This is a genomic window from Tsuneonella dongtanensis (assembly GCF_001698205.1).
Lineage (GTDB): Bacteria > Pseudomonadota > Alphaproteobacteria > Sphingomonadales > Sphingomonadaceae > Tsuneonella > Tsuneonella dongtanensis.
Window position 1 is genome coordinate 2049106 of sequence record NZ_CP016591.1, and the last position, 21384, is coordinate 2070489.

General features: G+C 66.7%; 23 protein-coding genes, 2 tRNA genes and 1 other RNA gene. 17 read left to right on the forward strand and 9 right to left on the reverse strand.

Going from position 1 to position 21384, the window contains the following annotated elements; genetic code table 11:
* Positions 1–14: 14 nt before the first annotated feature.
* From A6F68_RS09985 to A6F68_RS10000, 4 genes are read left to right on the forward strand one after another with little or no spacing between them, the layout of a single operon-like run.
* Positions 15–1409 carry a pyridoxal phosphate-dependent decarboxylase family protein gene (locus A6F68_RS09985; RefSeq protein WP_067679359.1) on the forward strand — a complete coding sequence of 465 codons (1395 nt, stop codon included), beginning with the start codon at positions 15–17 and terminating at the stop codon, positions 1407–1409.
* 32 nt (positions 1410–1441) lie between these two features.
* Positions 1442–3502 carry an ATP-dependent DNA helicase RecG gene (gene recG, locus A6F68_RS09990; protein ID WP_067679362.1) on the forward strand — a complete coding sequence of 687 codons (2061 nt, stop codon included), beginning with the start codon at positions 1442–1444 and terminating at the stop codon, positions 3500–3502.
* Between the two features lie 50 nt (positions 3503–3552).
* Entirely contained in the window at positions 3553–4290 is a 738-nt protein-coding gene (locus tag A6F68_RS09995; protein ID WP_067679365.1) for an energy transducer TonB, read from the forward strand.
* Positions 4291–4330: 40 nt separating this feature from the next.
* Positions 4331–4792 carry a DUF411 domain-containing protein gene (locus A6F68_RS10000; protein ID WP_067679368.1) on the forward strand — a complete coding sequence of 154 codons (462 nt, stop codon included), beginning with the start codon at positions 4331–4333 and terminating at the stop codon, positions 4790–4792.
* A 21-nt stretch (positions 4793–4813) separates the two neighbouring features.
* Here A6F68_RS10000 and A6F68_RS10005 read toward each other — a convergent pair.
* A tRNA-Pro gene (locus tag A6F68_RS10005) sits at positions 4814–4890 on the reverse strand.
* A gap of 101 nt (positions 4891–4991) precedes the next feature.
* Between A6F68_RS10005 and thyA the strand changes: the two genes are divergently transcribed.
* The 4 genes from thyA (at position 4992) to A6F68_RS10025 (ending at position 9703) form a co-directional block, all read left to right on the forward strand.
* Entirely contained in the window at positions 4992–5924 is a 933-nt protein-coding gene (gene thyA, locus A6F68_RS10010) for a thymidylate synthase (protein WP_067679371.1), read from the forward strand.
* Positions 5925–6007: 83 nt separating this feature from the next.
* The gene (locus tag A6F68_RS10015; RefSeq protein ID WP_067679374.1) at positions 6008–7300 is read left to right on the forward strand and encodes a 3-methyl-2-oxobutanoate dehydrogenase (2-methylpropanoyl-transferring) subunit alpha; all 1293 of its coding nucleotides are present in this window, start codon (positions 6008–6010) and stop codon (positions 7298–7300) included.
* Positions 7301–7359: 59 nt separating this feature from the next.
* Positions 7360–8364, forward strand: a complete 1005-nt coding sequence (locus A6F68_RS10020) for an alpha-ketoacid dehydrogenase subunit beta (protein ID WP_198152720.1) — start codon at positions 7360–7362, stop codon at positions 8362–8364.
* Positions 8365–8368: 4 nt separating this feature from the next.
* The gene (locus A6F68_RS10025; protein ID WP_067679376.1) at positions 8369–9703 is read left to right on the forward strand and encodes a dihydrolipoamide acetyltransferase family protein; all 1335 of its coding nucleotides are present in this window, start codon (positions 8369–8371) and stop codon (positions 9701–9703) included.
* 6 nt (positions 9704–9709) lie between these two features.
* Here A6F68_RS10025 and A6F68_RS10030 read toward each other — a convergent pair whose 3' ends face one another.
* Positions 9710–10129, reverse strand: coding sequence for a hypothetical protein (locus tag A6F68_RS10030; RefSeq protein WP_067679378.1), 420 nt, complete (start codon positions 10127–10129; stop codon positions 9710–9712).
* Between the two features lie 168 nt (positions 10130–10297).
* Between A6F68_RS10030 and A6F68_RS10035 the strand changes: the two genes are divergently transcribed.
* Positions 10298–10374 (forward strand) — tRNA-Asp (locus A6F68_RS10035).
* 10 nt (positions 10375–10384) lie between these two features.
* Here the strand turns inward: A6F68_RS10035 and A6F68_RS10040 are convergent.
* The 5 genes from A6F68_RS10040 to A6F68_RS10060 all read right to left on the reverse strand — a co-directional run bounded on the left by A6F68_RS10040 (position 10385) and on the right by A6F68_RS10060 (position 12184).
* The gene (locus A6F68_RS10040; RefSeq protein ID WP_067679380.1) at positions 10385–10600 is read right to left on the reverse strand and encodes a DUF2842 domain-containing protein; all 216 of its coding nucleotides are present in this window, start codon (positions 10598–10600) and stop codon (positions 10385–10387) included.
* A complete protein-coding gene (locus A6F68_RS10045) occupies positions 10597–11181 on the reverse strand; it encodes a 5-formyltetrahydrofolate cyclo-ligase (RefSeq protein ID WP_067679382.1) in 585 nt (194 codons plus the stop codon). Before A6F68_RS10045 ends, A6F68_RS10040 begins: the two co-directional genes overlap by 4 nt.
* A gap of 26 nt (positions 11182–11207) precedes the next feature.
* Positions 11208–11377, reverse strand: a non-coding RNA gene (gene ssrS, locus A6F68_RS10050) — 6S RNA.
* Between the two features lie 10 nt (positions 11378–11387).
* On the reverse strand, positions 11388–11972 hold the full coding sequence (gene zapA, locus A6F68_RS10055) for a cell division protein ZapA (RefSeq protein WP_067679386.1): 585 nt from the start codon (positions 11970–11972) through the stop codon (positions 11388–11390).
* Complete coding sequence (locus A6F68_RS10060; protein ID WP_067679389.1) at positions 11969–12184, reverse strand: hypothetical protein; 216 nt, start codon at positions 12182–12184, stop codon at positions 11969–11971. The genes zapA and A6F68_RS10060 overlap by 4 nt, the downstream gene beginning before the upstream one ends.
* Before the next feature lie 175 nt (positions 12185–12359).
* On the opposite strand from A6F68_RS10060, the gene tkt reads away from it, so the two are divergent.
* Genes tkt through A6F68_RS10085 form a run of 5 tightly spaced genes read left to right on the forward strand, consistent with a single transcriptional unit; the run spans position 12360 to position 17923 of the window.
* A complete protein-coding gene (tkt, locus tag A6F68_RS10065) occupies positions 12360–14324 on the forward strand; it encodes a transketolase (RefSeq protein WP_067679392.1) in 1965 nt (654 codons plus the stop codon).
* A 14-nt stretch (positions 14325–14338) separates the two neighbouring features.
* Positions 14339–15346, forward strand: coding sequence for a type I glyceraldehyde-3-phosphate dehydrogenase (gap, locus tag A6F68_RS10070; RefSeq protein WP_067679395.1), 1008 nt, complete (start codon positions 14339–14341; stop codon positions 15344–15346).
* A complete protein-coding gene (locus tag A6F68_RS10075; protein WP_067679398.1) occupies positions 15346–16545 on the forward strand; it encodes a phosphoglycerate kinase in 1200 nt (399 codons plus the stop codon). The genes gap and A6F68_RS10075 overlap by 1 nt, the downstream gene beginning before the upstream one ends.
* Entirely contained in the window at positions 16542–17003 is a 462-nt protein-coding gene (locus tag A6F68_RS10080) for a PaaI family thioesterase (RefSeq protein WP_067679401.1), read from the forward strand. Before A6F68_RS10075 ends, A6F68_RS10080 begins: the two co-directional genes overlap by 4 nt.
* A gap of 32 nt (positions 17004–17035) precedes the next feature.
* Positions 17036–17923: a fructose bisphosphate aldolase gene (locus tag A6F68_RS10085; protein WP_067679404.1), complete on the forward strand. Its 888-nt coding sequence runs from the start codon at positions 17036–17038 to the stop codon at positions 17921–17923.
* Here the strand turns inward: A6F68_RS10085 and A6F68_RS10090 are convergent, their stop codons facing one another.
* Complete coding sequence (locus tag A6F68_RS10090; protein ID WP_067679407.1) at positions 17924–18307, reverse strand: hypothetical protein; 384 nt, start codon at positions 18305–18307, stop codon at positions 17924–17926.
* Between the two features lie 60 nt (positions 18308–18367).
* Here A6F68_RS10090 and thiE point away from each other — a divergent pair, with 60 nt between their 5' ends.
* The 3 genes from thiE to A6F68_RS10105 all read left to right on the forward strand — a co-directional run bounded on the left by thiE (position 18368) and on the right by A6F68_RS10105 (position 20946).
* A complete protein-coding gene (thiE, locus tag A6F68_RS10095) occupies positions 18368–19000 on the forward strand; it encodes a thiamine phosphate synthase (RefSeq protein WP_067679410.1) in 633 nt (210 codons plus the stop codon).
* A gap of 76 nt (positions 19001–19076) precedes the next feature.
* Entirely contained in the window at positions 19077–20273 is a 1197-nt protein-coding gene (locus tag A6F68_RS10100) for a L,D-transpeptidase family protein (protein ID WP_067679413.1), read from the forward strand.
* A 7-nt stretch (positions 20274–20280) separates the two neighbouring features.
* Positions 20281–20946, forward strand: a complete 666-nt coding sequence (locus A6F68_RS10105) for a M23 family metallopeptidase (protein ID WP_084001920.1) — start codon at positions 20281–20283, stop codon at positions 20944–20946.
* Here the strand turns inward: A6F68_RS10105 and A6F68_RS10110 are convergent.
* Entirely contained in the window at positions 20943–21308 is a 366-nt protein-coding gene (locus tag A6F68_RS10110; RefSeq protein WP_067679416.1) for a hypothetical protein, read from the reverse strand. The genes A6F68_RS10105 and A6F68_RS10110 overlap by 4 nt on opposite strands.
* Positions 21309–21384 lie beyond the last annotated feature (76 nt).

Below are 21384 nucleotides of genomic sequence, written 5' to 3' on the forward strand. Positions count from 1 at the left end.
AGGACTTGCAACCGATGACCATCGATCCGCTAACGCCGCTTTCCGTCGCCGCCACTGCCGCCGAAGCCTATCGGCGGAGGATCGCGGATGCGGAGACCACCCCGGTGGACGATTACGCGGCGTGCCTTGCGCGTTTTGCCGAACCGTTGCCGGAACGCGGGGGCGAGGGCGAGGCGATCATTCGCGAACTCGTCGCCAAGGCCGAAGGTGGCATCCGGGCGATGACCGCGCCGCGCTTTTTCGGCTGGGTCATCGGCAGCTCGCACCCGACCGGCGTCGCCGCCGACTGGCTGACGTCGGCCTGGGGCCAGAACTGCGCGAACATGAAAGCGGCCCCTGCCGCGAGCGCGGTCGAGGCAGTCGTCGCGGAATGGATTCTCGAGCTCTTGGGCCTCCCATGCGAAAGCTCGGTCGGCATAGTTTCCGGCGCGACCGTGGCCAACACGGTGTGCCTTGCCTCCGCGCGCGGAGAAGTCCTGCGCCGGGCGGGGTGGGACGTCGAGGCCGACGGCCTGTTCGGCGCGCCGGAGATCACCGTGATGATCGGCGCCGATGCCCATGCGACGGTCTTCTCCGGGCTGCGCTACCTCGGGCTCGGCGCAAAGCGCGTCGTGACGATCGCCACCGACGACCTCGGGCGGATGCTGCCCAATGCGCTCGAAGCGGCTTTGGGGAAGGCGCACGGTCCCACGATCGTCATCGCGCAGGCCGGGCAGATCAACACCGGGGTGAGCGACCCGTTCGATGCGATCGCCCCCCTGTGCCGCGCCGCAGGCGCCTGGCTCCACGTCGATGGAGCCTTCGGGCTGTGGGCCGCCGCCTCGCCGAAACTGAAGCACCTTGTCGCGGGAATCGAGCAGGCGGACAGCTGGGGCACCGACGGGCACAAGTGGCTCCAGACCCCCTACGACGGCAGCTTCGCGATCGTCCGCGACGAAGCCGCGCATCGCCGTGCGATGGAGATCACCGCAAGCTACCTGCCGAGCGTCGGCGGCGGGGAGCGCGATCCGTCAGCCTACGTCATGGAACTTTCGCGCCGTGCACGGGGCTTCGCGATGTGGGCCATGATCAAGCAGCTCGGCCGCGAGGGCGTGGCCGGGATGGTCGAAGCGGACGTGGAGGTGGCCCGGGAAATGGCTGCCGAGATCGCTGCAATCGACGGCGCCACTCTCGTATGTCCCGCCGAGATCAACCAGTTCATGGTCCGCTTCGGCGACAGTGATGCACTGACGCTCGCGACCATAGAGCAGGTCCAGCGCGACGCGATCGCGTTCGTCGGGCCATCGGAGTGGCGCGGACAGTGGGTCATGCGCGTATCGGTCTGCTCGATTGCGACAACGCCCGAGGACGGCCGCATCACGGTCGATGCCGTGCGCGCGGCGTGGGAGAAGGTGCGCGCACGGGGGTGACGCGCGCCCGTCTGTCGCGCTAATCGACGGACATGCGGCCCGACATCCTCAATCCCCTGTTCGCCGAGGCCGAGACCCTCGAAGGGGTGGGGCCCAAGCTGAAGAAGCCGCTGGAGAAGCTCGGGCTGACGCGCGTGCGCGACGTCGCGTATCACCTGCCCGACCGCTTCGTGACCCGGCGCCCAATCGACAATCTCGACGCGGCAAGCGTGGGCGAGCAGATCGTCGTGCCGCTCACCGTGACAGAGCATCGTTCGAGCCGCAGCGGGCGCGGACCCTACACTGTCATGGCGACCGACGCGCCGGGCAACTACGTCGCACTGACCTATTTCGGCAAGGCCAGCTACACCGCGAAGAAGCTGCTGCCGGTAGGCGCGAAGCGGTGGGTCGCGGGCCGGCTCGACCAGTACGGCCAGATGCTCCAGATCGTGCATCCTGAACACGTGGCGGAGGACAGTTCGGGGCTGCTCGGCACACTCAACGAGCCGGTCTATTCGCTGTCCGAGGGGCTGACCCAGCCCAAGGTGGCCGGGCTTGCGGCACAGGCGCTCGCGCGGCTGCCCGAGCTGCCCGAATGGATCGAGCCGGGCCAGTACGCGCGGGCGAAGTGGCCCGCCTGGGCGGACGCGCTGCGCCTTGCCCACAAGGGCGAGCATCCGGCGGCGCGCGACCGGCTCGCCTATGACGAACTTCTCGCGAACAGCCTTGCCCTGATGCTGGTGCGTGCCGACAACAAGCGGCGCAAGGGGCAGCCGCTGCGAGGCGACGGGGCGCTGCGCGGCAAGCTCGACCTGCCGTTTCCGCTCACCGGCGCGCAATCGCGCAGCATCGGCGAGATCGAAGGCGACCTGGCGCAGGACACCCCGATGCTGCGGCTGCTGCAGGGCGATGTGGGCAGCGGCAAGACCGTGGTGGCGCTGGAAGCCATGCTGATCGCGGTCGAGGCGGGGGCTCAGGCGGCGCTGCTGGCCCCGACGGAAATTCTCGCGCGCCAGCATTTCGAGACGCTGCGCCGGATGCTCGCCCCGACCGGGGTGGAGATCGCGCTCCTGACTGGTCGCGACAAGGGCCGGGCACGCGAGGCGATCCTGATGGGGCTCCACGACGGATCCATTCCGATCGTCGTCGGCACCCACGCCATCTTCCAGGACACCGTGGCCTACCGGAACCTCGGCCTCATCGTCATCGACGAGCAGCACCGCTTCGGCGTCTCGCAGCGGCTGATGCTGGCGCAGAAGGGCCGCGTGACGCCGCACACCCTCGCGATGACCGCCACCCCGATCCCGCGCACGCTGACGCTGGCGCAGTACGGCGAAATGGACGTGAGCCGCCTCGACGAAATGCCCCCGGGCCGGCAGGCGATCGATACCGTGGTGATCAGCCAGGAGCGGATCGGCGAGGTGGTCGACCGGCTCGCCGCGCAACTCGAGGCTGGCGCGCAGGCCTACTGGGTGTGCCCGATGGTGCGCGAACTCGAAACCGAGGACATCGCCGCCGCCGAGGCGCGCTACGCCGCGCTCAGGGAGCGGTTCGGGGACGACGTCGTGCTGGTCCACGGCCAGCTTCGGCCCGAGCTCAAGGACGCCGCGATGGAGCGCTTCGCATCGGGCAATGCGAAGCTGCTCGTCGCGACCACGGTGATCGAGGTCGGGGTCGACGTGCCCAACGCGACCCTGATGGTGATCGAACAGGCCGAACGCTTCGGGTTGGCGCAGCTCCACCAGCTCCGCGGTCGGGTGGGGCGGGGCAGCAAGAAGTCGGTCTGCCTCCTGCTGCGCGGCGAAGCCTTGAGCGAAACCGGCAAGGAACGCCTCGCGCTGATGCGCGAGACGCAGGACGGTTTCCGCCTGGCCGAGGAAGACCTGCGCCTGCGCGGCGGGGGCGAACTCCTCGGCACGCGGCAGTCGGGCGACACGCCGTTCCGCGTCGCCGACCTCGACCAGATCCAGCGCCTCCTGCCAATCGCCCACGAGGATGCCCGCCTGTTGATGGATCGCGACGGGGGCCTGTCGAGCGAGCGCGGCGAGGCAGCGCGAATCCTGCTCTACCTGTTCGAACGCGACTGGGGAGTCCAGCTCCTGCGCGGAGGCTGACACCGACGCATTCAGGGTCCATCAATTGGGAAGAGGCCAGTGCGCGCGCGATGTACGTCTCGCAGCCTCCGCGTGCAGTATCGGCGGCGTCATCCGCGCTTCTCACCGCGGGCATCCTCGCAGTGCTGATCTTCGGTTTCGGGCCGGCGCGGACGGCGGAGGCGGTGCCGGCCTTGCTGTCGGTCGAATTCGCCGACCCGCCGCCTCCCAAGCCCAAACAGAAGGCCGCCGAACGCAAGACGGATCGCAAGGCCGCGCCGAAAGACGAGGCGGGCAGGCGCAACCTGAAGAACGAGGCGACCGCGATCGTCGCGCCTCCGGTGGTGCCGCTTATCGTGCCGCCGCCGGTCGTCACCGCACCTGTCGCCGCCACCGGAAGCGCCCCACAGACCGGAGCTGCGCCGCTGCCGGGACCGGGTCAGGGTGCGGGAACGCGAGGCGACGGACTTGGGGGAGGCGGCCTAGGCGGCGACGGTGACGGTACCGGCGACGGCATGGCGGTGAAGGGGCCGAGGCGCATCTCTGGACGCATGGCCTTTGCAGACCTGCCGGAAGGCGTGCTCGCGCTAGGCGAGGAAGCCTCGGTGAGGGTGATCTACACCGTCGAGGCCGACGGACGCGTCACGCAATGCCGGTCCGATCGTCCAAGCGGGTATCCGGCGATCGACAGCCTCACCTGCCGCCTGATCGAACAGCGCTTTCGCTTTCGCCCCGCGGTCGACCGGCGCGGACGGCCGGTGGCCTCGCAGGTCCGCGAAACCCACAGCTGGTATGCGCGCGATAGCTAGGCCCTCTTGTCTCCCGGCGCGTCATGGCCGAGAATACGGCATGAGTGGACATCTTCATCGCTGGCGGCGCGCACTCGCGCCGGTTGCCATAGCTTTCCTGGCTGCCTGCACCGGAGCCGCCCAGGCCGCCCCCTACGTCATGTTCCGCGATCCCGGCTGCGGCTGTTGCAAGGAATGGGCCGCCCACGCGCGAGAGGGGCTGTCGCACGAAGTCCAGATGCGCGAGGACGTTCCGATGGGTGCGGTGAAGGCGCAGTACGGCGTGCCGGCCGATCTCGCGTCGTGCCATACCACCATAATCGACGGCTACGTGATCGAGGGTCACGTTCCCGCGCGTGAGATCGAACGACTCCTGCGCGAACGGCCGGCGGGAATAACCGGGCTTGCGGTTGCGGGAATGCCGGTCGGCTCGCCGGGCATGGAGATGGACGGGCGCGTGCAACCGTACGAAGTGATCGCATTCGGCGCCAAGGGGCGGACGATCTACGCCCGCTACCCCTGAAGCGTCCTTCTCAAGGTAAAATGGTCGGGGAGAGAGGATTCGAACCTCCGGCCCCTGCCTCCCGAAGACAGTGCTCTACCAGGCTGAGCTACTCCCCGACCGGCGCCGTCCGGAACTGGTCCGGGGCGAGGCAGAGGCGGCCCTATAGGGAGGGGATCGCGGGGTGGCAAGCGGGCTTTTCGCGCGCTAGGGACCGATCATGCTCGCCGCCCCACAGCACCCGGAAATCCAGTACCTCGACCTGATGCGGCGCATCTGGACCGAAGGGTCCGAGCGGATCGACCGGACTGGAATCGGCACCCGATCGGTATTCGGGACGACGCTGCGCTTCGATCTTGCGGGCGGAGCGATGCCGCTGATCACGACAAAGCGGGTCTACTGGAAAACCGCGACGCGCGAGCTGCTGTGGTTCCTGACCGGCGAAACCAATATCCGCCCGCTGGTGCTGCAGGGGGTCGGCATCTGGAACGAGTGGCCGCACGCCAGGTACGTCCGCGAAACCGGTGACGACATCCCGCTCGATTCGTTCGTCGAGCGGATTCGTGACGACGAGGCGTTTGCGGCCAACTGGGGCGACCTGGGCCCTGTCTATGGCAAGCAGTGGGTCGACTGGCCGACATATCGCTACCGGCCCGACGGGCTCTACGAAGCGGGCGAGGGCGTGAACCAGGTTGCGCAGGTCGTCGAATCGTTGCGCAACAACCCCGGCAGCCGGCGGCACATCATCGAAGGCTGGAACGTCGCAGAGCTCGACCGGATGGCGCTGCCGCCGTGTCACAAGACCTACCAGTTTCACGTCGCGGACGGGCGGCTTAATGGCCTGCTCTATCAGCGGAGCTGCGATGTCGCGCTGGGCTTGCCCTTCAACCTGTGGTCGGCGGCGCTGCTCCAGCGGATGCTCGCGCAGCAGGCCGACCTCGAACCAGGCGAGTTCGTGTGGATGGGCGGCGACGTGCACCTCTATCTCAACCACGCCGAGCTCATCGAGGAACAGCTCCAGCGGGAACCGCAGGGCCATCCGAAGCTTGAGATTCTGCGGCGCCCCCCGACGATCTTCGACTATTCGATCGATGATTTTTCGGTGGCGGACTACACGCCGCACGGAGCGCTGAAGGCCCCGGTCGCGGTTTGACGAGGCGTCCTTGACTCGATGGCCCGCTTTGAAATAAAATAACGCAGTTGTAAAACATTGCGTCTGGCGCGGGAGAGCGTGACATGGCCGACAAAATGAGCGGTACGGGACGGGCAGGGCACAACCGCCCGGCGCTGGCCTTCCATGTGCCCGAACCCAAGTTCCGGCCCGGCGACGCGGTCGATTTCTCCGATCTCGAGATCAGCGAACCCGGCGCGCAGCCGCGACCGGACGAGGGCTGCGCCCCGATCGACACCGCGCCGCTCGCCAACGACCTGATCCGCGTGCTGGGCGACGATAACGCCGCGCATGGCCCGTGGGACCCCAAGCTCGATCCCGATACGCTTCGCCGGATGCTCCGCACCATGGCGCTGACCCGCGCCTTCGATGAGCGGATGTATCGCGGCCAGCGCCAAGGCAAGACCAGCTTCTACATGAAGTGCACCGGCGAGGAGGCGACCAGCGTCGCCGCCGCGATGGCGCTGGCGGGCGACGACATGGTGTTCCCCAGCTATCGCCAGCAGGGCATCCTGATCGCGCGCGGCTATCCGCTGGTCGAGATGATCAACCAGATCTACTCGAACCGCGGCGACAAGCTGAAAGGCCGCCAGCTTCCGATCATGTATTCGAGCCGCCCGCACAGCTTCTTCACGATCAGCGGCAACCTCGCCACGCAGACGCCGCAGGCGGTGGGCTGGGCGATGGCGAGCGCGATGCGCGGCGACAGCCGGATCGCTGCGACCTGGGTGGGAGAGGGCAGCACCGCGGAAGGCGACTTCCACGCAGCCTGCCTGTTCGCGACGGTCTACAACGCGCCGGTGATCCTCAACGTCATCAACAACCAGTGGGCCATCTCGAGCTTCAGCGGATTTGCCGGGGGCGAGCGGGCGACCTTCGCCGCGCGCGGTGTCGGCTACGGCATCGCCAGCCTGCGGGTCGACGGAAACGATGCGCTGGCCGTCTATGCCGCGACCCAGTGGGCGGCCGACCGCGCCCGGTCGAACGCCGGTCCCACGCTGATCGAGCACTTTACCTATCGCGCCGAAGGGCATTCGACCTCCGACGACCCGAGCCAGTACCGCAGCGCGCATGAGCGCAGTGAATGGCCGCTCGGCGATCCGATCATGCGCCTGAAGAACCACCTCATCCACCTCGGCGAATGGGACGAGGGACGGCAGGAAGCGCTCGATCTCGAATGTGCCGAGCAGGTCAAGGCCGCGACCAAGGACGCCGAGAAGAACGGCGTGCTCGGCCACGGCATGCATCACCCGTTCCACACCATGTTCGAAGATGTGTTCGAGGAACTGCCCTGGCACCTCGAGGAACAGGCCGCGCAGGCAATCCGCGAAAGGAAGATCAAGTGGCCACAAGCCTGACCGCCGCCGATCTGGAGGACGACACCCCGCTCGGCCTCGCCGACGCGCCTTCGCGCAACATGAACATGATCGAGGCGATCAACGACGCGCTCGACATCATGCTCAGCCACGATCCCACCGTCGTCATCATGGGCGAGGACGTGGGCTATTTCGGCGGCGTGTTCCGCGCGACCGCGCACCTGCAGGAAAAGCACGGGAAGAACCGCGTCTTCGACACGCCGATTTCCGAATGCGGGATCATCGGTGCGGCCGTCGGAATGGGTGCATACGGCTTGCGCCCGGTCCCCGAGATCCAGTTCGCCGATTACATCTATCCGGGCATGGACCAGCTGATCAGCGAGGCGGCGCGGCTGCGCTATCGCTCGGCGGGCGAATTCATCGCCCCGCTCACCGTCCGCTCGCCGTTCGGCGGGGGCATCTTCGGCGGGCAGACCCACAGCCAGAGCCCCGAATCGCTGTTCACGCACGTCGCGGGCCTGAAGACCGTGATCCCGTCGACGCCGTATGACGCCAAGGGCCTGCTGATTGCCGCCATCGAGGACAATGATCCGGTGATCTTCTTCGAGCCCAAGCGGATCTACAACGGACCGTTCAGCGGATACTACGACAAGCCGGTCGAGCCGTGGAAGAACCACCCGGACAGCAAGGTGCCCGAAGGCTATTTCTCGATCCCGCTCGGCAAGGCGCGCACCGTGCGCGAAGGCGACACGCTGACGATCCTTGCCTATGGCACGATGGTCCACGTCGTGTCTGCGGTGGCCAAGGAGAAGGGCGTCGATGCCGAGATCATCGACCTGCGCACGCTCGTGCCGCTCGACATCGAGGCGATCGAGGCCTCGGTCGAAAAGACCGGCCGCTGCCTGATCGTCCACGAGGCGACGCGGACGAGCGGCTTCGGCGCGGAGCTGTCGGCGCTCGTGCAGGAACGCTGCTTCTACCACCTCGAAGCGCCGATCGAACGCGTGACCGGCTTCGACACCCCCTATCCCCACAGCCTCGAATGGGCCTATTTCCCAGGTCCGGTCCGCATCGGCGAGGCCATCGACAAGATCCTGGAGGCCTGATCCGATGGCCCGTTTCACGTTCAATCTCCCCGACATCGGCGAAGGCATCGCCGAGGCCGAAATCGTCGCCATGCACGTCAAGCCGGGCGACAAGGTCGAGGAAGACCAGCAGATCGCCGACATGATGACCGACAAGGCGACGGTCGAGATGGAAAGCCCGGTCTCGGGCACCGTGGTCGAAGTCGCAGGCGAGGCGGGCGACGTGATCGCCATCGGCTCCATGCTCGTGGTGATCGAGACCGAGGGCGGTGCAGTCGATAGCGCGCCCGCGCCGGAACCGGTTTCGGAGGCGCCTGCGCCCAAGGCCGCGAAGGTCGAGACCCGGATAGAGGTCGAAACGCCTGATGCATCGGATGCAGACGATGCCATCGAGGCCGCTCCGAAAGCCGCTCCGCCGCCACCGCCCGAGCCGAAACCCGCTCCTGCTCCCAAGCCTGCTCCGGCGCCGGTAGCGAAGTCGTCGCCCGCGAAGGTCCTCGCCACCCCCGCCGTACGCGAGCGCGCCAGGGCGCTCGGCATCGATCTGTCCGAAGTCCGCCCGGGCGAGGAGGGCCGCATCCGTCACGCCGACCTCGACGCATTCATCGCCTATGGCGCCCCGACCGGCCATACTCCCGCGGGAATTACCCGCGCCGACGAGACGGTGAAGGTCATCGGCCTGCGCCGCCGGATCGCCGAGAACATGGCGGCGGCCAAGCGCCACATCCCGCATTTTACGTATGTCGAGGAATGCGACGTCACCGAGCTCGAGCGCCTGCGCGAACAGCTCAACGCGGCGCGCGGCGACAAGCCGAAACTCACCATGCTGCCGCTGCTGATCGCTGCGATTTGCAAGACGATCCCGCAGTTCCCGATGATCAACGCGCGCTACGACGACGAGGCGAACGTGATAACGCGCCACGGCGCGGTCCATCTCGGCATGGCGACCCAGACGGACGGCGGCCTGATGGTCCCGGTAATCCGCGATGCGGAAGCGAAGAACCTGTGGCAACTCGCGACCGAGATCCGGCGCCTGGCAGAGGCCGCACGCGACGGATCGGCGAAGTCGAACGAACTCAGCGGCTCGACCCTTACCATCACGTCGCTCGGTCCGCTGGGCGGGGTGGCGACAACCCCGGTGATCAACCGCCCCGAGGTCGCGATCATCGGCCCCAACCGGATCGTCGAACGGCCGATGTTCGTCCCCGACGGCATGGGCGGCGAGCGGGTGGAAAAGCGCAAGCTGATGAACATATCGATCAGCTGCGACCACCGCGTGGTCGACGGCTACGATGCCGCGAGCTTCATCCAGGAAGTCCGCAAGCTGATCGAGACGCCGGCGCTGCTGCTCGTCAACTGAGCAAAGTCAGCGCACGATGGCGCTGTAGGTCATTCGGCCGCTTGGCGATCCGGCGACTTTCATCCGCAGGTGCGTGACGTCTTCGGCCGAGGCGAGCCGGGTCCCGGCCTTGAGCGTGCCCAGATCGCCCCAGCTGCGTCCGCCGTCGATCGACACCTCGACCGCGTCGCTGCCAGCGCGCTGGAAGGCGAGCGTGCGCGGCACGGCGCTCTGCACCGTGAAGCGGCGTTCGGGCGAATCGGCGCGCCATTCGACGACGAGAACGACCTTGTCCCCGGGGCGCAGCGTTCGTGCCGGTTCGAGCGCCCGCACGCCTTCGCTGCTGCGCTCGACGTAGACCGAACGATCGATGTCGATCGCGCTTTCGGCAAAGGCAGTGCCCGAACCGAGACTGACAAGACTGGCAAATCCGAGCCAGAAACGCATGATGTTCGATCCCCCTGAACCCCGCGGCCGGGGCAGGGAGATCATGGCCCGACATGGTTAATTTTCGGTGGAGCGCGCGGGCTGCAAAAAGGCCGCTCGACTGCTGTTGACAGCCCGAAGCACACCCCTTAGTGGCGCGGCTCCCAAGCGGTGCAAGCCCCGGAATGCGCGGGTGTAGCTCAGTTGGTTAGAGTGCCGGCCTGTCACGCCGGAGGTCGCGGGTTCGAGCCCCGTCACTCGCGCCACTTGGGACAATCAGCCCCAGCGGCCGGTCTCCATCCAGAGGATGAAGCGCCGCAGCGGCAGCAGCCAGACGATCCCGAGTACGAGATAGACCAGCGCCTGCGCCAGCGTCGGCCAGTCGCCGATCAGGTCCGGCGCATAGCGTGCGATGACGAGGGTATAGGCCGCCAGCGCCGCGAGCAGCGCGAGTATGCCGAGCGGAATCCGCAAGGTGGGCTCTGTTCTCATGCGAAGGGTCCTATCACGCGGGTCGGGGTCACTATCGCCGCCAACGGGCGGTCGTGCGGTTCGTTCGGCAGGTTCGCGACTTCCTGCATATCCCAGGCCAGCCCGATAGCGAGCGCATGGGGGTTCGCCGACAGCCACCTGTCATAGTGCCCACCGCCCTGACCGAGTCGCCGCCCGTCCGGCGCAAAGGCGACAAGCGGCGCGAAGACCACGAACGGCACGACTTCCTCGGCCTCCGTGGCAGGTTGCGGACCGAACGGGCCCTGCTCGAGATCGGTGCAGCCAAACGGATCGCTGTGCACGCGGAAACGCATGGGCGCCGCTTTGTCGGCGAACCACGGCAAGGCCACCGTGCGCCCCTGTTCGATGAAGAATTTCGTGTAGCCGCTCGCGAAGGCTTCGCCGACAACAGCGTGATAGAGCCCGATCGCGCCGTCGCCCGGCACCATTTCCAGCACCGGCCGCGGCGGGCGGTGGAACACCAACGCGCGAACCTGATTCGGCAGCGCTTCCGCGTGAGCGAGCCGCTCGGCACGCATGCGCCGTCTCAGGGCGGCCTTGCTCTCGATCGTCACGGTCATCGGCCTCACAGGTCCATGGGTGGAGTGGCGGAACCACCATGGGTCGTTTGCCCCGAAATCCTCCGACGCCTCAACGTCAGGTGGGAGCCATGTACCTCGGTCCCCGGGACGAACCCGGTCGCCAAGGCAGGGACAGCTCCCTTGGATTGCTTATAGCCCCGGGGATTTTGATGTGGCTCGTGCCGGGCAGTCCCGCCGCGGCTTATCTAGGCGCTCGCGGCCCGGCTCTCAAGCTTGTCGGCGCATTCCTCGAGCATTTCGGCGAACCGTTCGAGCGCCGGGGCCAATGCAGCCAGGTCGGCGCTCCCCTCCGATGACGGCCCACTGGCAGGGGGCGGAGCGGACCTGAGGTCGGCGATCTCCGCGCGCAGCCTAGCAGCTTCCGCCTCGTGATCGGCGATCGCCTCGGTCAGTTCGGTCTGGCGCGACAAGACGCCTTCCATTTCCTGCGCGGATGACTGCGCGGCGCTTTGCAGGCGTGCCAGCTCGGCCTCGAGGCTGGCGATCGTCGCTTTCAGTTGGTCGCGCTGGCCGAGCGCCGTGTCCGCGTCGCGCCTGGCTGCCGCGACTGCCTCGTCCGCGCCGGCGGTCGCATCGCGGCTCTCCTGGACCTCGTCGGCCAGCAGGAGGGCCGCAAAGAGCAGGTTCTGCGCGTCGGGACCCGTAGGGTTGCCCATCGACACGAGCTTGTCGTTGATCGTGGCACCAAGCCGCGTCACCCGATCTTCCTCGCCGGCCGCACAGGCCACGCGGTACGTCCGCCCGCCGATCTGGAGAGCGACTTCGCTCACTGATCGATCTCCGCGATGACGGCGTCGAGATCGGCGATCGCCTGAGCGACCGTCTCACGCAAAGTCTCGTGCTTTTCTATGAGCGCCATCACATTGGCCGATGCGGCGGGAGCCGGCGCGGTCGCATGGGGCGGGGCATCGGCGGCGCGCGCGATGCGCGCAAGCGCGGCCTCGATACGCTGCACCGCCGCTTCGCTTCGATCCCCCGACATACGATGCGATTTACCGCCAATCCCGCGTCCACGCAAAGGGTTGCCGGGGCCTGTTGATAACTGGCCTTCAGCGCCTGCGCGGGGAACTATCTCCGGCCTCGCCTTGACCTCACGTGACGGTCACGCAAAGGCGTCCCCGCGCACCGAATCGCCCTCAAAACGGAGCATTGCCGCGATGACGCTGAACCCCGCCCGCCTGGCGCCGATGGCCAACGCCATTCGCGCGCTCTCGATGGACGCGGTGCAGGCGGCCAATTCCGGCCATCCGGGGATGCCGATGGGCATGGCCGACGTCGCGACGGTCCTGTTCTCGAAGTATCTCAAGTTCGATCCGAAAGCGCCCGACTGGCCCGACCGCGACCGCTTCGTGCTGTCCGCCGGACACGGCTCAATGCTGATCTACAGCCTGCTGTACCTGACCGGATACGAGCGGCCGACGATCCAGGACATTGCCAATTTCCGCCAGATCGGCAGCCCCTGCGCCGGGCATCCCGAGAATTTCCTGCTCGATGGCGTCGAGTGCACCACCGGGCCGCTGGGGCAGGGCCTTGCGATGGCGGTCGGCATGGCGATTGCGGAGCGTCACCTCAACGCCGCGCATGGCGCCGATGTCGTCGATCACGATACCTGGGTGGTCGCCGGCGACGGTTGCCTGATGGAAGGCGTCAATCACGAGGCCATCGGGCTTGCCGGCCATCTCGGCCTCGGCCGCCTCAAAGTACTGTGGGATTCGAACAGGATCACCATCGACGGATCGACCGACCTGTCGACCTGCGAGGACATTCCCGCGCGCTATCGCGCGTCGGGCTGGCATGTCCTCGCCTGCGACGGCCACGACTTTGCCGATATCGACCGCGCCTTGGGCGAAGCGGCCGCGCTGACCGACAAGCCGGTGCTGGTCGAATGCCGCACGGTGATCGGCAAGGGCGCACCGAACAAGCAGGGCACCAGCGGCGTTCACGGCGCGGCACTGGGCGCGGACGAGGTGGCGGCAGCGCGCGCGGAACTGGGCTGGAGCGCTGCTCCGTTCGAGGTACCGGCTGAGATTCTCTCCGACTGGCGTGAGACCGGCCAGCGCGGCGCCAAGGCCCGGGCAGAGTGGGAGCAGCGGACGTCGGGCAAAGACCTCGGCGTCGTTCCGGTGCCCGAAGGTGCGCTCGACGATTACATCGCCGGCCTCCTTGCCGAGCCGAAGAAGGTCGCGACGCGCAAGGCGAGCGAAATGGCGCTCGAGGTGCTGACAGCGGCCATTCCGTCGATGATCGGCGGTTCGGCCGACCTCACCGGCTCGAATAACACCAAGACCAAAGCGACCCTGCCGCTGACCGCACAGGACTACTCGGGGCGCTACCTCTATTACGGCATCCGCGAGTTCGGAATGGCCTGCGCCATGAACGGCATGGCGCTGCATGGCGGGGTGATCCCCTACGGTGGCACCTTCCTGATCTTCAGCGACTATTGCCGCAACGCGGTGCGCCTCAGCGCGCTGCAGCAGACCCGCGCGATCTACGTGTTCACTCACGACAGCATCGGCCTCGGCGAAGATGGCCCGACGCACCAGCCTGTCGAACAGTTGATGAGCCTGCGCCTGGTCCCCAACCTCAACGTCTTCCGGCCGTGCGATACGATCGAGACCGCGGAGTGCTGGGCGCTGGCGCTTGCCGATACCGATACCCCGAGCGTGCTTGCCCTGAGCCGCCAGAACCTGCCGCAGCTGCGCACCGAGGGCGGCAACCTCTCGGCGAAGGGCGCCTATCGCCTGCGCGCCGCGAAAGCGGACCGCAAGGTCATCCTGATCGCGACCGGTTCCGAGGTCGAAGTAGCGGTCGCCACCGCCGATGCTCTTGAAGCCGACGGGATCGGTGCGGACGTGATTTCAATGCCTTGCATGGAACTGTTCGAAGCGCAGCACCAGTCCTACAAGGACGACCTTCTGCCCAACGTGCCGCCCGAGCAGCTGCTCCGCGTCTCGATCGAGGCAGGCAGTACGATGGGGTGGGAACGCTACACGATGGCAAACGGCCTGCAGATCGGCCTCGACCGTTTCGGCGCTTCCGCGCCGGCGGAAGATCTGTTCGCGAAGTTTGGCTTCACTGCCGAAGCCATCGTACCAAAAATCAAAGCCAGACTGGGCATTTAGCAGGAGCTTTTCACATGGCGACCAAGGTTGCGATCAACGGTTTCGGGCGCATCGGGCGGCTCGTGGCGCGGGCCATTCTCGAGCGGTCCGACCACGACCTTGAGCTGGTCAGCATCAACGATCTGTCGGATACCGCCTCGAACGCGTTGCTGTTCGGGTTCGACAGCACCCACGGGCGCTTCCCCGGCAAGGTGGAAACCGACGGCAACGACCTGGTCGTCGACGGCAGGCACATCAAGGTGACCGCCGAGAAGGACCCGGGTAACCTGCCGCACGCCGCCAATGGCATCGACCTCGTCATGGAATGCACCGGCTTCTTCCAGTCGGACGAAGCCGCGCGGCCGCACCTTTCCGCGGGTGCCAGGCGTGTGCTGATCTCGGCACCGGCAACAGGCGTCAGCAAGACGATCGTCTACGGCGTCAACCACGACACGCTGACCGCCGACGACGACATCATCTCGAACGCGAGCTGCACGACCAACTGCCTCGCCCCCGTGGCCAAGGTGCTCAACGACACGATGGGCATCGAGCGCGGTTTCATGACCACGATCCACAGCTACACCAACGACCAGCGCATGCTCGACCAGATCCACAAGGACCTGCGCCGCGCACGCGGCGGGGCGCAGAACATGATCCCGACGACCACCGGCGCCGCGCGAGCAGTCGGCCTCGTTCTCCCCGAGCTCAAGGGCAAGCTCGACGGCAGCTCGGTCCGCGTGCCGACCCCCAACGTGTCGATGGTCGATCTCGTCTTCGTGCCGGGCCGCGACACCTCCGCCGAAGAAATCAACGCGGCCCTGAAGGCAGCGGCCGAAGGTTCGATGAAGGGTGTGCTCGACTATACCGATCAGCCGCTGGTTTCGAGTGATTTCAATCACTACCCGGCCAGTTCTACCGTCGATTCATTGGAAACCGCTGTTCTCGAATCCAAGCTCGCCCGGGTGGTCAGCTGGTACGACAACGAGTGGGGCTTCTCTAACCGAATGATCGACACCGCCGGGGTGATGGCGCGGTTGCTCTGATGGCGGCGTTCAAGACCCTCGACGACCTCAAGGACGTGCGCGGCAAGGTCGCGCTCGTCCGCGTCGACCTCAACCTGCCGATGAACGAAGGGCGGGCTAGCGATGTGACCAGGGTCGAGGCGAGCGCGCCGACGATCCTCGAACTCGCGGACGCCGGCGCGAAGGTGCTGCTGCTGGCCCACTTCGGCCGCCCGAAGGGCCAGCGCAGTTCGGTCATGAGCACGAGCATGGTCATGGGCGATGTCGAGCGTGTGCTCGGCCGCGAGATCATGTTCATCCCCGAAGTCATGGGCCCTGTCGTCGAACAGTCGATCGGCATCCTTCGTGATGGCGACATCGGCCTGCTCGACAACGTCCGCTTCTGGCCGGGCGAGGAGAAGAACGATCCCGAATTCGCGCGCGGCATCGCGGCGGTCGGCGATTTCTACGTCAACGACGCCTTTTCCGCCGCCCACCGCGCCCATGCGACCACCGAGGGGCTGGCGCACCTGCTGCCGGCATACGCGGGCCGCGCGATGGAGAAAGAGCTCAAGGCTCTAGACGCCGCGCTCGGGAGCCCCGAAACGCCGGTCGCTGCGGTCGTGGGCGGGGCCAAGGTTTCGACCAAGCTCGCGGTCCTCGAAAACCTTGTCGGGCGGGTGCAGCACCTGATCATCGGCGGTGGCATGGCGAACACCTTCCTCGCGGCGCGCGGGGTGGATGTCGGAAAGTCGCTGGCCGAGCACGATCTTGCCGACACCGCGAACGCGATCATGGACAAGGCCGACCACGCCGGCTGCACGGTACACCTGCCATATGACGTCGTGGTCGCGAAGGAATTCGCCGCCAACCCGCCTTCCTTGCGCACCTGCAACGTCCACGAAGTGGCGCCGGACGAGATGATTCTCGACGTCGGACCGACCGCTGTCGAAGCGCTGGCGGACGTCCTCAAGACCTGCCGCACGCTCGTCTGGAACGGGCCGCTCGGCGCCTTCGAGACGCCGCCGTTCGATGACGCCACGGTGGCGCTGGCCCGTACCGCCGCGGCGCTCACGCAGGATGGCAGCCTGACTTCGGTCGCTGGCGGCGGCGATACCGTGGCGGCACTCAATCACGCCGGCGTGGCGGGTGACTTCACCTATGTCTCGACCGCGGGAGGCGCGTTCCTCGAATGGATGGAAGGACGCGAGCTGCCCGGAGTGAAGGCGCTGCAGGCATGAGCGAGGAACCCGCAGTCACCGAAACCCCGCGCGGACCGCGGATGATCGAGGACGGGGAGTTCGCGGGCTGGATGAATTGGCCGCACGACGCGTTCGAGACGCGCGCCGGGCCGTTCTACTATCGCACCGAGGACAGCGGCGAGATCGTTTGTGCCTTCCGCGCAGAACAGAAGCACATGAACGGCGGCGGCTTCATGCACGGCGGGTGCCTGATGACCTTCGCCGACTTCGCGCTGTTCTCTATCGCTGAGCGCGAGCTCCAGGAAAGTTACGCAGTCACCCTGCAGATGGGCAGCGAGTTCCTCGACCGGGTCTTCGTCGGCCAGTGGATGGAGGCGCGCGGCGAAGTCACGCGGGCGGGGGGCAAGACCATATTCGTCCGCGGCATGATCACCGCCGACGCTAAACCCGTTTTCGCCTTTACGAGCATCATTCGAAAAGTCGGGAAGCGCAGCTAGCGCACCGCAACCAACTCGGGACAGGATACCAGATGAACCAGCAGCAGATGACTGATCGTATCGCCACCGGAGAGGGCTTCATCGCGGCGCTCGACCAGTCGGGCGGATCGACCCCCAAGGCGCTGACGGGTTACGGAGTGGCCGAAGGATCGTGGAACGGCGACGACGAGATGTTCGCCCTGATCCACGAAATGCGCACCCGGATCATCGAGAGCCCCTGCTTCGGCAACGGCAAGGTCATCGGTGCGATCCTGTTCGAGAAGACGATGGACGGGCTGAGCGGCGGCAAACCGGTCCCGACGCGCCTCGCCGAGCGCGGCGTGGTGCCGTTCCTCAAGGTCGACAAGGGTCTCGAGGACGAGCGCGACGGCGTCCAGCTGATGAAATCGAATCCGGGGCTCGAGGATCTCTGTAATCGTGCGCGCGAGCTCGGCGTTTTCGGCACCAAGATGCGCTCGGTGATCAAGAGCGCAAACCCGGCCGGGATCAGGGCGATCGTCGACCAGCAGTTCGCGGAGGGCGCGCGTATCCTGTCCTGCGGGCTCGTCCCGATCCTCGAGCCGGAATACGACATCAAGGCTGCCGACCGCGCCGAAGGTGAAAAACTTCTGCGAGACGCGATCCTTGAAGGTCTCGACGCGCTGCCCGAAGGCCAGCAGGTCATGTTGAAGCTGTCGATCCCGGTAGAGGCCGACCTCTACAGGCCGCTAATCGATCACCCCAAGGTCCTGCGGGTCGTCGCGTTGTCCGGCGGCTATTCGACCGACGAGGCGTGCGCCGAACTGGCCAGGAACCCCGGCATGATCGCCAGCTTCAGTCGCGGCTTGCTGCAGGACCTGCGCGCGCAGCAATCGGACGATGAGTTCGACACCACGCTCGGCGCGGCGATCGACCAGATTCAGGCCGCCAGTATCGCCTAATCAGCGCGCTTCGAACGCGAACCGATAATCGCGCGAAGCGATCTCGGCCTGCGTGGTTTTTTCCGGTCGCACGGACACAAGCGCCAGCATCTTGCCGTGCGTGCCGAATGGCTCGCCGAGCGTAAGGTTGGCAGTGTCCGAAAATCCGGGGCCGACGATTCGCGCCGTCACCACGACCCGTCCCGCCCACACGCAACGCGCGTTCATGGGGCAACGGCTGTCCTCGACCAGCTTCTTCGGTGTGACAACGAGTTCGCCGACCTGAACGGCTACATCGAATGGGACCGCATAGCCTTGCGGTTGCGGCGGCGTGCTGGTGGGAGGCGGGACGACTGTGCAGGCGCCGAGCACGGCGGTGGCGAAGATCGGAATGAAGGCTCTCATGACGCCCTTACGCGCCGCTTCCGCTTGCGGTTGCCTGAATGACCGCTACCAAGCGGCGCGATGGCGACCAGCGAACTCTACCTTATTTCTCCCCTCGACGTGTCCGGGAATTTTCCCGCGAAGCTCGAATCCGCTCTCGGTGCAGGGCCGGTGGCCGCGTTTCAGTACCGCGTGAAAGGCATCGATCAGCACGAGGCTGCGCGCCTTGCCGAGCCGCTCCAGGCGATCTGCGCGGCTCACGATTGCGCCTTCATCGTCAACGACAGCGTCGCGCTGGCCAAGCGACTTGGGGCCGACGGTGTGCACCTCGGGCAGGGCGACGGCGATGTGCGCGAGGCGCGTGAGGCGCTCGGGCGCGAGGCGCAGATTGGCGTCACCTGTCATGCGAGCCGTCACCTGGCGATGGAAGCCGGCGAAGCGGGGGCCGACTATGTGGCGTTCGGCGCATTCTTCCCGAGTTCGACGAAGGCGAGCGAGCATCGCCCCGATCCCGACCTGCTGACATGGTGGCAGACCCTGTTCGAGATCCCCTGCATCGCGATCGGCGGCATCACTTCTGCGAATTGCGCGCCGCTGGTGACCGCGGGAGCGGACTTTCTTGCCGTTTCGGCCGCGGTCTGGGAAGGCGATCCGGCTGCGAATGTGACAGCGTTCCTGCAAGCCATAGCCTCGGCGCCTACCCGACCGAACTGACGGACCGGATATATTTTCCGCTTCGCCCGTTGGCTTGCCGAGGGACGGGTCGCGTCCCGCGAAAAGGGGACTTCCATTGCGCCACATCATCGCCGCCGCCTCTCTCCTCGCACTTGCCGCGTGCGGTCTCAACGGGACCGACCGCACCGACGAGGAGTCCGCCGCCGCCGACCGATCGGCGAACGCAACGACCGACAGCCTGTCGGACACGATGTCATCACGAGACGGCGCCGACATGGCATCGGACGTTCCCGACATACCCGACAGCGAGCCGCGCCCCATCATGCAGGCGCAGGTGGTTCTAGACCGCCAGGGCTTCGGTCCGGGCGTGATCGACGGCAAGATGGGTATGTCGACCGAGAATGCTCTCGAAGGTTTTCAGGAGGTCAACGGCCTCGAGGTGACCGGGAAGCTCGACGATCCGACGAAGGCCAAGCTCGCCCAGTGGGACTCGATTCCCGCGACTCGGGTCGTGCGTATTCCCGACGACTGGGGCACGCTGGAATACCGCGATATTCCGGAAGAGGCGGCGGAGCAGGCCAAGCTCGAGCGGTTGACCTACGAGACCCTCGACGAAAAGCTGGCCGAGCGCTTCCACACGACGATCGACGTGCTCAAGATGCTCAACCCAGGCGGCAAACCGGCGACGATGCAATCTTCAGCTCCCGGCACCGCACCAGCGACGCCGTCTCCGACCCCGACCGCCAGTCCCGATTCCGAAGAAAGCACATCCTCGATGTTTGCCGCAGGTCAGCTGATCCGCGTGCCCAACATCGGCGCTGACCGGATCGCGCCGGGAGCGGTGGACGACCCGGACTGGCAGCAGACTCTCCAGAGCCTGGGGGTCGGAACCGAACAGCCCAAGGTCGCGCGCGTCGTCGTCAGCAAGAGCGACAGCGTACTCAAGGGCTACGACGACGCCGGCAAGCTCGTGGTGGTCTTCACCGTTTCGTCGGGATCGAGCCGCTTCCCGCTGCCGCTCGGCAACTGGAAGATCAACGGAAAGGCGCCCAATCCGCCGTTTACCTACGATCCCGAGGTGCTCGGAAACGGCGACGACGGCGGCAAACACAAGCTGCCGCCCGGCCCGAACAGCCCCGTCGGCGTCGTCTGGATCGATCTCAGCAAGGAGCATTACGGCATCCACGGCACGCCCGAGCCGCAAACGATCGGCCGCGCGCAGAGCAGCGGTTGCGTCCGCCTGACCAACTGGGATGCCGCGCGGCTGGCCCAGATGGTGAAGGCGGGGACGAAGGTGGAGTTCGTAGCTTAATATGGCGATGGGGTTCGTCGATCGGCTGATGACGATCGTCGTCACGGCCACGCTGACCAGTGCAGCGTGGATCGTGATGGGCGGAACGTTGATGGAAGGCGCGCGCGGTATCGGACAGATGGACCGCACCAGGCCCGCCGACGCCGCGCCGAGCCCCGCACCCAGCGCGACGATGGGAACCACCGCGGCGCCGTCGCTCGACACGGCGGACCAGACGAGGCTGGGTGACGCCCGGACCGGTAACCTGGTGATCCCTGTGGTCGGCGTGCGCGCGTCGGACCTGACCGACACCTTCACCGACGAGCGCGGCGGCGGCGAGCGACTGCACGAGGCGCTCGACATCATGGCGCCCGAGGGGACCAGCGTGGTCGCCAGCGCTCCGGGAACGATCGAAAAGCTGTTCCTCTCAGACGCTGGCGGGAAAACGATCTACGTGCGGTCCGACGATGGCCGGTCGATCTACTACTACGCGCATCTCAAGGACTACGCCGTGGGCCTGCAGGAGGGACAAAAGGTCCGTCGGGGTCAACGCATCGGCAGTGTCGGCTACACCGGCAACGCAGATCCGGCTTCGCCGCATCTCCATTTCGCCGTCATGCGTACGACACCGGACGCCAAGTGGTGGGAGCCGGCGACCGCCCTCAATCCCTATACGTTGCTGGCCGGACGCTAGTCGGCAGCGCCTCTGCCGCTCCGTACACAACGCATTTTCGCCAGTTCGCCCTCGGCATTGATGGCCTTGAGCGAGCGCGCGCCCATGCGCTTGAAGGTCATTCCCTTCATCGGTCCGCGCGTGAAGACGACCGTCTTGCCTGTGAGCAGGTAGGTGCCGCTGCCGCTGCCGGAAGCGTAGCTGGACGCATTGATGATATCGAACCAGCCATCCTGGATCGGAATGGAAGCCAGTCCCGAGGCATCTCCTGGCAATTCGCACAGGTAACGGCCGGATTCCAGCGTACCGAGCCGACCCTCCGCAAGTGAGGCGGTCGATGCCAGCGCGACAAGCGCTGCAAGGAAGGCAAGACGGGCGACCATCGCGGCCCGACCTAGCAAAGTGATCCCCATTCGGCCACCCGAACTTGCCCGCGCGGCCACTTGTCGCTAAGCGCCG